We start from the raw sequence: 10,292 nt of genomic DNA, 5'->3' as shown, positions 1-10,292 counted from the left end.
TTTCGCTGCGCCTCCAGTTCTGCAACCAACCTATATGGCACAAATAGCTTTCCTACAGCACCACCCATGCGTAGCTGGATTGCTCCCTGATTCGGAGAGCACCCATGTCCGCACCCCAGATTTCAACCCCCGCCGGTTTTGCCCCCGCTTTCGCGGTGGGGTTCGCCGGTCCGGCGGGCGACCTTTCGCAAGTCAGCCGCTCCAGCCCCCTGCCGGTCGGTATCGCCGCCCCTGTCAGCAATGCGGCCTCGGTCGAAGGAGAGGCCATCGCCTCGCTGCTCGCCGGACCTTTCAGGCCGGACGGACAGGCACCAGTCGTCGTCACCCTGGACGGCGACTGGTCGGGTGAGGCGCGGCTCCAGCGCTCCACCGATGACGGCGTTACCCTGCACGATTTGCGCGTCGCCGGTCTCGACTGGGGCGTGTTCACCGCCAATGGTTCGGAGCAGGTCTGGTCGGAAAGCGAGGCGGGCGCGACCTTCTGGCTCGACATCTCGATCGCGAGCGGCACCTGCAGCTACCGGGTGTCGCAGTGAGCGCGCCCGACTTCGTAGCCCGCGCGATTGCCGCACGCGCCATCGCTGCGTCCGACACCCTGAACGGGCCGGACGGAGCCGCGCAGGTGGGCTACACGGCGGATGCCGCGCAATCGATCCTGCGTCCGGTCGCGGACCGGCTGGCGTCGATGGGCCTGACCCCGGAGGATTTCGGTGCGCTGGGCGACGGCTCGCACACCGATGGCGCCCCGCTGGCAGCCTTCGCGGACGCGGTCGCGGCCATGGGTGAAGGCATCGTGCGCCTCGGCAACCGGACCTACGCCGTGGGTCACGATGCGCCCGGCGATCCCTTCTCCTGGTCGGGCAGCGGCGGCGGCATGATCGGCCGCGGCATGGACCGGACCGCCATCGCCAACGTCAATCCGGCGGGTGGGCGGGCGTTCGAATTCGGGGGCAGTTGCCGCGACCTCTATTTCGCCGACATGACGTTTCACGGCGGTTTCGGCTCCGGCGCTGCGAACGACCTGGAGCGGATTGTCTTCAACAGGTGCCGGTTCACCACGCGGCCCGATGCCTTCGCCAACGCCCTGAAACTGGTGACCGACAACATGGCGGGCGGGGTGCAGGCGATCTATTTCATCGACTGCGAATTCATCGGTGCGGGCCGGATGAATTTCGAGCTGCAGAACCACGCGAATGACGGTGTTTGCCGATATTCGGGCATCCATTTCGTCCGCCCGCGCGTGATCGGCGCCGGGCGTCACAGCCCGGCGGTCGGCATGGGGCTGAGCTTTTCCGGCAAGGGCGACCACGTGACGCTGGATGCACCCTATTTCGACGGCAATGCCGGACCCCAGCTCGAAAATGCCGGCTGCGACCGGCTGGTCGTCCGCGATGCCGCAATCCGTGCCGCCACCGCCCCGGTCGATATTCCGGCGATCTCGTTCTCCGGTCGCAGCATGGCGCATAACGCCAACAGCCAGTGTGTCATCGACGGCTTGCGGCTGGTTCGCGCGGCAGGCGATCCGCCGGGCCTGCCCGTCCTGCGAAGCGAAATGTCCTTCACGGCGAGCGAACGCCTCACCTTGCGGAACCTGTGCGTGGCCACGGCGAGCGAGGACGGATCGAATGGCCGCTCGGTCCTGTCATTCTCCGGCACGGGCAACGACGATGACGGCCTTCTCAATCGCTGCGGCCCGGTCACGATCGAGAATTGCGATCTCGCCTCCGACGCCTTCAACAAACCGGTCATCGCGATGAATACGATGAGGGGCCAGAACCGGATCAACGGCAATGTGCTCACCAACACCAATCCCGGGCGCGCCGGTCCGCTCGTCGCTGCCTATGCGACGACCGGGGCGCAAAGCTATTCGGTGCAGGTCTCGGGCAACCGGATGGAGGCCGCCGTCCCGCATGGCGATGCGCCCTTCGCGTTTCGCAACAACGCCGCCCGGATAAACGTGTCGGACGACAATCCCGGAATGCCGACGCGTGTCACGGCCACCACCACCGTCCCCGCCGGGTCGCTGTCGGGCCCCCTCGTCCCGCATGGCCTGCCGAACAGGGGGCTGAAGGTCCGTGCGCAACCGCTGGGAAGGACTTCCGGTGGCGGCGTACCCTATGGCTCGCTCCATATCTCGGCGACGCAGATGCGCGCCAATCTGGACCAGGCGGCGAGCGCCGATGTCGAGGTGGAGCTAGAAATTACGTCGGAGCCTTGACGCAGGCGTTATGGCGTTGGCGGGCAGGCCGGGAAGGACAGGCCGGCCGCTGCCACCGCCGCCCCGAAACCTGCCGCTTCCTCGCACCGGATCGCGCCTGCCGAGACCGCCTGCGTCACCAGCGCGGCGCGGTTCTGCAGGGCGCCCGCCCCGATGCCCTCCAATCCGCCGAGCACGGCACTGCGCCAGCGCGGGCGTTCCTGCAGACGCTCCAGCAGGGCCGCATCGCCGCCGGGCATGGCCAGCACGCGGTCGATGCCGAGCTGGACGGACCGCTCTGCCGGGAGGAGGCGCAGCAGCGCATCGAGATGGAGCGCAGCGCGGGATGCTTCCCCTTGCGCAGCGGATTGTTCGAACCAGTAGGCCTGCGTCACGGGGTCGCTCCACCCCATTGCGGCACCGGAGGAAAAGGCCCTGAAGGCGCGGTCGCCCTCCCCCTTTGCCAAGGCGGTGGAAGCCACGAGCGACAGGGCGGCGGGATCGGCCGGCGCGGCTCGCAGCGCTGCTGCCGACAGCATGCTCGCACTGTCCAGGTCGCCGCGTTCCAGCGCCGCGCCCGCCTTTTCGCGAAGACTGGCGGAGGCCAGAAATCCCGGCACGAGCGCAGATGCTGCCCGGTTGCCGCCCGACAGCCTGTCTGCCGCACTGCCGACCGAAAGCGTGACAAAACCTGCAAGCGCTAGAAAGGCTGCGAGAACGCGGCCGGTTCGGCGCGTTCGGGCCATGGGTCAGGCTGCCCCTTCGGCGGCGCTTTCGTACCGGTAGTAATCGCGCCCGTAATAGGCGGAATAGCGGTTCCCGGCGAGGTTCGGGTCGAATTTCGTCATGACCGCGCCCAGGATCGCCGGATGCACGAAGCGCAGGCGGCGCAGCGCCGATTTCAGCTGGCCGCTCCGCACCCGTCCGGCCTCGACCACGAACAGGACGGCGCCCGTCTGCGCGACCACGGCGGGGGCATCGGCCAGTCCCAGCACCGGCGGTGTATCCAGCACCACCACGTCGTGCGTCGCTTTCAGTTCGGCGATCATGTCCCGCAGGCGCTGGGTGGACAGCAGGTCCGCCGCGCTCGCGGGGGTCGGCCCCGCCGTTACGATGGAAAGCCCCTCGACCGGTCCGGCCTGAAGGAAATCCGCCGCCGCGCGCTCGCTCGTCAGGTAATCCGATGTCCCGCTGCCATTGGCAATGCCCAGCCGCCGATGGACGGAGGGGCGCCGCAGGTCGGCATCGACGAGCACCGTGCGTTTGCCCATGCGCGCCAGGCCTTCTGCCAGCGCAAGGGACGTTGTCGTCTTGCCCTCGGTTTCCTCGGCACTGGTGACGGAGAACGCGTCCGGCAGTCCCGCGGGCGTTGCGTAGAGCATCGACCCGCGCAGCGCCATGTAGGCCTCTGCCACCGCGGAATGCGGATCGGCCAGCTCGCTTTCGGGATTGCCGCCCTGCGCCTTGGGAACGACGCCCAGCAGCGGAAGGCCCAGCTTGCCCTCCACATCCTCGGGGACGCGGATCGCATCGTCCATCTGGTCGCGCAGGAAGACGGCCAACGCGGCGGCCACCAACCCCGCGATCAGGCCGACCAGCAGGTTGACCAGCATGTTGGGCGAGGATGGGCGGCGCGGCGGGTCGGCCTCGTCGATGACCGTCACATTGCTGGCGGAAAGCCCAGCCGAGGCGTTGAGTTCGCTATAGCGTTGCAGCAGCTCGTCATAGATCTGGCGATTGGTATCGGCCTCGCGCGCCAGTGTATTGTAGCGCACCGAGCGATCCTGTTCCGCCAGCGTCTGCCCCCGCAATTCGCCGACCTGTCCCGCCAGTGCCTGCTCCGCCTGCCGCGCGGCGACGAATTCCGCGCGCACGGAATTGCGGACATTGCTGGCCGCGCTGCCCAGTTGGCGTTCGGTGATGGCGAGTTCGCTCTGCAGCCGCTCGACCGTGGGATGGCCGTCGAGATAGCGCTGACGTGCGGCCTGCAGTTCTGTTTCGAGCTGCGCCTTCTGCGTCATCAGCGATTGCACGGTGCTGTTCGCCAGCACGCGCTGCGATGACAGGAGCGGCGTTGCGCGTTCGGCATTCCAGCGTCCCTCCGCCGCGATCCTCTCTGCCCGGGCGGCATTGGCGGCTTCGTTCACCTGGATCAGGCTGGACGCGGTGATGCTGGTGCCCGCGCTGCTCCCGTCCTGTTCGCCATTGCCGCGTGCGCGAATCAGGCCGGCGGAACGGGCAAAGGCATTGAGTTCCCGCTCCGACGCCTCGAGCCGCTCGCGCGCCTCGTCCAGCTGGCCCGACACGAATTCCCGCGCATAGGACGAACTTTCGAACCGGCCCTGCAGGCTGCCCCGGATATAGGCGGCGGCAAAGGCATTGGCGATACGGGCCGACAGCGCCGCATCCGGGCTGGTGAAGGCAATTCGGACCACGCGGCTGTTTTCCGGCGGCACGACGTCGAGATTGTCGCGCAGCAGGTCGACCACCGCTTCGCCGCGCGCATCTTCGGCAAGCGTGCCTGCGGGCGGCGCGGCATCCATCGCGGCAAGGAACGCATCGTCCTCAAGCAATTCGAGCGAGGTCGCCACGTCCTGCGCCAGCGCGCGGCTGCGCAGGACATCGAGCTGGGTATTGAGGAAGCGGTCGGTATCCCACGGATTGTCGTCGACAGGCTGCGTGTCCAGCCCCTCGCCAAGGACGGCCTGCGCGCGCTCGTCGATCTCCAGCGAGGTTGCCGCGGTGTAACGCGGGGTCTGGAGCAATGTCGCCACCAGTGCGAGGACCAGGCCCAGGACCACCAGCCCCAGCGCCAGCCAGAGATTGCGCCGGACCGCGACGACGCTCTGCCGGAACAGGCGGCCCACCGAGGTATCGCCGAACGGCGAGGACAGGCTGGAATTGGCCGCCGGGTTCGCTGTCTTCGCCATTGCGCCTAGAACCTTGTGAAGATGCCGAGGATCGGGGCCGCCCGCAGGAAGTCGCGGTATCGGCCCTGTACTGCGGAATAGCCGACGACCACGACGTCGCCGGGACGCATGGCCGGATCGGGCATCCGCCCTTCGCGTATGGCCTCCACGTCGAAGACGCCGCCCATGCGTTCGCCACCGACGTCGCGGAAGATCACCACCTGGTCCAGCCGCGCGACTTCGGTCGGGCTGCGGGCAAGCGCGAGGGAGGACAGCAGGGTCAGGCCGTCGCGGTATTCGTACATACCGGGCAGTTCGACCTCGCCTTCCACGCTGACCATGTCGCGCACGCTTTCGTCGAGATAGACGGCGACGCGCGGATCGCGCAGATATTGCGCGGCGTAGGATCGCTCGATCAGGCGGGCCAGTTCGCCCGTCGTCAGGCCACCGGCACGGATTTCCCCGAGCAGGGGGAGGTTGATGTTGCCCGCTGCATCCAGCGCGATGCCGTCGCGCGACAATTCCGGTTCCTGGAACACCGCGACGCTGACGACGTCGCCCCCGCGCAGCCCGTAGCGCGCGGCTGCCATTTCCGTTTCGGCCGGATCGACCGCAATGGTGGCATAGGCGTCGGTCCCGGCGGGGACGACCGGTTCGATCCCGGACTGGCATCCTGCAAGCAAGGCCGCAGAAATTACCGCAGGCGCAGCCTTGCCGGGGTGATGGAAAATGCGTTTCATGTCGCACCCGATTGTGAACGAAAGAGCGCCGGGTTCAAGGCGGGATTGGACGGTTTCGCCAGTATTCCGGCTCCGAGCGCAAAAACCGATGCCAGCGCCATGGTGCGAAGCGGGTAATCGACCAGCGAATGAAGCGCCGGAACCGCGATGATCGCCGCGGCACACAGGATCGCTGCGCGCGAGCCGCCACCTGCGTGCCATCGCCTCCACCCTGCCCGCGCCAGCACGACAGCGGCGAGCAGCAGCAGGACGAGGCCCGCAGCGCCGCCTTCGATGGCCAGTTCGAGGTAATCGGTATGCGCCCGGTTCACGGCGGCGACGCCCACCGTCTCCAGGCTTTGCGACGGGCCGAAGGCCTCGCGGAAGGCGCCGACACCCGAACCCGCCGGCCAGAACTGCCCTGCTGCATGCAGCGCATCGGGCCAGATCTGCGCCCGCAGGTCGTCCGATGCCGAGAAGCGCATTGCGACGGTGCGCAGCCCCCCTTGCATCCACCCGGCGACCGCAATGCCGACAACGGCGATTGCAAGGAAGCCACCTGTCACGAGGCGCGTCCGGGCCGCACCCCCAGCCCGCGTGAGGAATAGTGCCACCACGACGAGAAGTCCGCCTGCCAGAAGGACGATACCCGTGCGCGAGCCGGTCATCAGGAGCGCCGCCAGCAGCAGCAAGCCCGCCGGGAACATCATGGCCGCCCGGCTTTGCATCGCTCCGCTGCCAGAACGCGGTCTGCGGAACGCTTCGTTTCCCAGAACTACCAGAATCGCGAGCGCGATCAGGAAGAGGTCCGCCGCGGCGTTGCGGTTGGCGAAGAACCCCGTGACCCAGCCGCGATGGCTCTCTGTATAGAGATACCCGGACTGCCCATCGCTCGCGACCTGAAGGCCCCCGACCACGGCTGACAGCAGGGCCATGGCGACAATGGCCCACAGTGCGCGGCGGATGGCCGTCTCCGGCGACAGGGCCGCAACAAGCATGAGGCCCACCGGGGCGATGATCGCCAGCAGGCTCGCCAGCGTCTTTGCCGGAACGATCGAGAAAGCGCGCCAGTCTTCGCCGCCCCCGACAAGGGCGAGGTTCTCCGCGATGGGCCCCCTCCCCGGCAAGCTCTGCCAGAGCGCAGGTGGCAGGGGCACAAGATGTGCGAGGGGCAAGGCGGCGGCGATGGCTGCCAGTATCCACACCGCGCTGCCCGCCGACCGGTAACGGAACGCGCCCGCCGCGAATGCCGCGGCCAGAATGCAGGCGGCGCCCAGTTGCAGCGCCAGTTCGGAAACGGGCGAAGGGCTTCCGCCCCCGCCGAGAAGAAGCGCAAGAACGACAAAAGCTGCCAGCGCCCATTGCTGGAGAGCGCCAGCGGCTCCGGATCGAATGGAAGTGCCCTCGCCGGTCATCGAAACCTGTCCGCTGCCGGCTGGCGCTTGGGTCAGCCCGGGCTGATGCCGGGCACGTCGCCATTATCGTCGCTGCCGCCGAACAGGGCGAACGCGCCGACGAGGGCGGCAAGACCGCCAAGAACGGGGGCCAGCCATCCGGCCCCGCCCCCTGCAGCGGCAGGCGTGACCGGCGGCGCGGGCGGTGTTGCCGGCGGGGCAGGTGGTACGGGCTGCGCGGCAGGCGGCGGCGGTCCCTTGAGCGGGAAGATACAACCCTGCGTCGGCACGCCCTGCACTGCGACCTCCGCAGCGGCGCGCGATGCGGCGCATCGCGCAACAGCCGATTTCTGCAGGAGCGGCAGGAATGCGCCGGCGCGCGTTTCGGCCATTGCAGGCGTGGATGCTGATGCGAGCGCGATGCAGCACGCAGCGCCGATCGCTTTGCGGTTGGTCGTCATTGCTGCCTCGCGCTTTGCCATGCCGGACATATCACATCATTTGCATGAAAATACAATGACGCCCCGGCTGCCGGGGTTCCCCGCCGTCTCAGAACGCCTTCTGGTGGACCAGCACTCTCGCTGTTGCCAGCACGATGCCGATATCGGTCAGCAGGCTCCACTTGCTGATATATTCGAGATCCGCCTGCAGCCGGTCCTGCAGGTCGCGCTCCTGCTCCGTCGCGCCACGGAATCCGCGAACCTGCGCAAGCCCGGTCAGGCCGGGTTTCAGGGAATGGCGCCGCCAGTAGTCCGGGTTCACTTCCCAGAACAGCTTGCTTCCCGCCTGCGATCCCAGCGCGTGAGGTCTTGGCCCGACGATCGACATCTCGCCCCTCAGGACGTTGAAGATCTGCGGCAGCTCGTCGATGCTCGTGCTGCGGATGAACCGGCCGACACGGGTCACGCGGTCGTCCTCCCTGGAGGTGGAGCGGACCCCGTCGGCGTCCAGCTTCGCCACTTTCATGGAACGGAACTTCCACATGTCGAAGAAGCGATTGCCCTTGCCCAGCCTGCGCTGGAAGAAGAAAACGGGACCGCCATCCTCCAGCTTGATCGCCAGCGCGGTCATCACGAGCAGCGGAAACAGGGCGAGCGCCATCAGAACGGACAGCGCAATATCGAACCCCCGTTTCAGAATGCGGTCGCGTAGCCCCAGCGGACCGGCAGACACCATCAATGACAGGATACCTTCGTCGTTCGCAAGGCGCAGGGGGCGAAGCTCGTTCAACCGTTCGGTAACGATGTGGCCGTTTATTCCGGCAGACCGCAACGCCGACGTCCAGGCGCTGCGCCGTTCTATAGGGCAACTCACCAGCACGCGGTCCATGTTCGCTATCGCGAGGCCGAGCCGGTTCAATGCGCGCGGATCGGCGGGGTCCGCGCCGATACCCCATTCTCTGGCATCGATATGGATCGCCTTCCTCAGCGGCATTTCCGGCCCGCCGTCATGGATTGCGAGAACATTCGTGATTGAGGTTCCCCAGGGCTTCCAGATGCCCACGACGACGAACCGCGAGATACCGAACAAACACGCGGCCACCACGATGACCGCTATGAAATCGCGTTGCGTGAAGCCGATCACGTTCGTGTAGAGGCTCATGAACAGCAGAAGAGCCGCCGCGATCGCCAGCGAAGCAAGCGCACGCGAGGCTGCATAAAGCCATTCCTCCATCGCCCGCATCGAATAAACCCGATTGTAGAGCGCGACTGTCAGGAATAGGGGCAAGGTCAGTTCCCCCTGCATCATGGCCGCCGGGGCAGCAAATCGCCCCTTCGTCACGACACTGGAAACGGCGAAAGCCGCGATCAGGATAGCGACGTCGAGCAGTATGAAGGCGAGATATGCGCGCAGACGCCGCTTCTCGGGATCGTCTGCTAGCGGCCGGACCGGCACGCGCGATCTATCCGGATCCGGACTGCCGGGATACTGTCCCGCCACTGGCTTTTCGCCGGACTGCCTGCATTTCATCATTCGAAAACCGCCGGTCTGCTCCCGATGCGGCAGTTGGATTACGACCTGCCCCGACCACGCGCCCCTACGCGCGCGATATGCGTCAATTCGTGGCGTAGCAGTGTTCCCGCCTGCTGACTATTGGAAAGCATTTTGCGGTGAAGGGCAGTCAGGCGCGCGACGAGCCGGTCGAGATTGGCTCCCCGCCAGGTCGTCAGCTGCTCTTCTATGTCCCGCGCTTCCTTGAAGAAGATGCGCCGCGCCTGCTTCTCCGCCGCGACGAAGCCCGACACGTCGTTGTTGCGCCCCAGCCGCGCCGCAAGCTGCGAAAGTTGCGCGACGCGCCGCTCTATCGCGAGAAGAACGGTGACGGGGTTGGTTCCGGTCGCTTCCATCCGGGCGATTTCAGCCGGCAGCGCCCCGGGGCGGCCCGATAGCGCGACGTTGACGATCGGCATGAACCCGTCCTCTTCCGTCTTCGCGCCGATTTCGTCCCATACATCGCGGGTCACGGCGGCAGGCCGGTCCTGCGCGCTGTCGAGATAGACGGACAGTTTCTCGATCTCTGCCGCGGCAAGCCGCTGATCGAGGCCCGAGGCACGGGCGATGCGTTCGGCCATGTCGCCTTCCAGCCGCAGCCCGGCCCGGTCGGCCAGATCGCGCACGGTCCCGGTCATGGAGCGAAGGTCGGGCGGATAGAACATCGCGACCAGCGCATCGTCGCGGTTGGCGAGCAGCTTTGCCGTGCGCGACTTGTCGGTCGCGGATGTCGCGACGATCAGCACCGGGCAGGCGTCGCCTTCGCCCTCCAGGTGGATTTTCAGCGCATCGTGCGCTTCCTCGCCCGTGGCGCGGACATAGATGTGGCGGCTGTCGCCGAACAGCGAACTGGAGCGCGCCTCGTCCGACAGCAGGACCGGGTCGCGCTTGATGTCGGCACCGGCCAGTTCGATCCGCTCGCCGGGATCGGGGAGCAGGGAATGGATCTGTGCCGCCGCCGCGCTGGAACCCGCCTCGTCCGGTCCGCAGAAGAAGAAGGTCCGGCACTGCGCAGCGGCGCTGCGGGCCTTGCCGGGAAAGGCCGACTGGTTGACCTTCATGGCCGGGCCCTGGTCATGCC

Annotated in this window: 9 protein-coding genes; 2 read left to right on the top strand and 7 right to left on the bottom strand. The window is 67.2% G+C overall.

Features of this window, described 5'->3' with window-relative positions; translation table 11 throughout:
- The first annotated feature begins 104 nt into the window (after positions 1–104).
- Both ACGHJ7_RS05870 and ACGHJ7_RS05865 read left to right on the top strand, forming a co-directional pair.
- Positions 105–536, top strand: a complete 432-nt coding sequence (locus tag ACGHJ7_RS05870) for a hypothetical protein (protein WP_390475367.1) — start codon at positions 105–107, stop codon at positions 534–536.
- Positions 533–2,218 (top strand): hypothetical protein, encoded by a 1,686-nt coding sequence (locus ACGHJ7_RS05865; protein ID WP_390475365.1) that lies wholly within the window; start codon positions 533–535, stop codon positions 2,216–2,218. The genes ACGHJ7_RS05870 and ACGHJ7_RS05865 overlap by 4 nt, the downstream gene beginning before the upstream one ends.
- An 8-nt stretch (positions 2,219–2,226) precedes the next feature.
- Here the strand turns inward: ACGHJ7_RS05865 and ACGHJ7_RS05860 are convergent, their stop codons facing one another.
- The 7 genes from ACGHJ7_RS05860 to ACGHJ7_RS05830 form a co-directional block, all read right to left on the bottom strand.
- Positions 2,227–2,943, bottom strand: a complete 717-nt coding sequence (locus ACGHJ7_RS05860) for a hypothetical protein (RefSeq protein ID WP_390475364.1) — start codon at positions 2,941–2,943, stop codon at positions 2,227–2,229.
- Between the two features lie 3 nt (positions 2,944–2,946).
- Positions 2,947–5,127 carry a GumC family protein gene (locus tag ACGHJ7_RS05855; RefSeq protein ID WP_390475362.1) on the bottom strand — a complete coding sequence of 727 codons (2,181 nt, stop codon included), beginning with the start codon at positions 5,125–5,127 and terminating at the stop codon, positions 2,947–2,949.
- 5 nt (positions 5,128–5,132) lie between these two features.
- The gene (locus ACGHJ7_RS05850; protein WP_390475361.1) at positions 5,133–5,846 is read right to left on the bottom strand and encodes a polysaccharide biosynthesis/export family protein; all 714 of its coding nucleotides are present in this window, start codon (positions 5,844–5,846) and stop codon (positions 5,133–5,135) included.
- Complete coding sequence (locus ACGHJ7_RS05845) at positions 5,843–7,240, bottom strand: O-antigen ligase family protein (protein ID WP_390475359.1); 1,398 nt, start codon at positions 7,238–7,240, stop codon at positions 5,843–5,845. The genes ACGHJ7_RS05850 and ACGHJ7_RS05845 overlap by 4 nt, the downstream gene beginning before the upstream one ends.
- A 32-nt stretch (positions 7,241–7,272) precedes the next feature.
- Positions 7,273–7,701: a hypothetical protein gene (locus ACGHJ7_RS05840; protein WP_390475356.1), complete on the bottom strand. Its 429-nt coding sequence runs from the start codon at positions 7,699–7,701 to the stop codon at positions 7,273–7,275.
- 67 nt (positions 7,702–7,768) lie between these two features.
- Positions 7,769–9,193 carry an exopolysaccharide biosynthesis polyprenyl glycosylphosphotransferase gene (locus ACGHJ7_RS05835; RefSeq protein ID WP_390475353.1) on the bottom strand — a complete coding sequence of 475 codons (1,425 nt, stop codon included), beginning with the start codon at positions 9,191–9,193 and terminating at the stop codon, positions 7,769–7,771.
- A 38-nt stretch (positions 9,194–9,231) separates the two neighbouring features.
- Positions 9,232–10,272 (bottom strand): DNA polymerase III subunit delta, encoded by a 1,041-nt coding sequence (locus ACGHJ7_RS05830; protein ID WP_390475351.1) that lies wholly within the window; start codon positions 10,270–10,272, stop codon positions 9,232–9,234.
- Positions 10,273–10,292 lie beyond the last annotated feature (20 nt).

It is taken from the genome of Altererythrobacter sp. MTPC7 (assembly GCF_042851395.1).
GTDB lineage: Bacteria > Pseudomonadota > Alphaproteobacteria > Sphingomonadales > Sphingomonadaceae > CAJXSN01.
This window is presented reverse-complemented; position numbering and strand designations above follow the sequence as displayed.

Bases quoted from the DNA above. Each gene is read 5' to 3' on its own strand.
- ACGHJ7_RS05840 (WP_390475356.1), bottom strand. From the start codon at position 7,701: ATGGCAAAGCGCGAGGCAGCAATGACGACCAACCGCAAAGCGATCGGC.
- ACGHJ7_RS05835 (WP_390475353.1), bottom strand. From the start codon at position 9,193: ATGATGAAATGCAGGCAGTCCGGCGAAAAGCCAGTGGCGGGACAGTAT.
- ACGHJ7_RS05870 (WP_390475367.1), top strand. From the start codon at position 105: ATGTCCGCACCCCAGATTTCAACCCCCGCCGGTTTTGCCCCCGCTTTC.
- ACGHJ7_RS05830 (WP_390475351.1), bottom strand. From the start codon at position 10,272: ATGAAGGTCAACCAGTCGGCCTTTCCCGGCAAGGCCCGCAGCGCCGCT.
- ACGHJ7_RS05860 (WP_390475364.1), bottom strand. From the start codon at position 2,943: ATGGCCCGAACGCGCCGAACCGGCCGCGTTCTCGCAGCCTTTCTAGCG.
- ACGHJ7_RS05845 (WP_390475359.1), bottom strand. From the start codon at position 7,240: ATGACCGGCGAGGGCACTTCCATTCGATCCGGAGCCGCTGGCGCTCTC.
- ACGHJ7_RS05855 (WP_390475362.1), bottom strand. From the start codon at position 5,127: ATGGCGAAGACAGCGAACCCGGCGGCCAATTCCAGCCTGTCCTCGCCG.
- ACGHJ7_RS05850 (WP_390475361.1), bottom strand. From the start codon at position 5,846: ATGAAACGCATTTTCCATCACCCCGGCAAGGCTGCGCCTGCGGTAATT.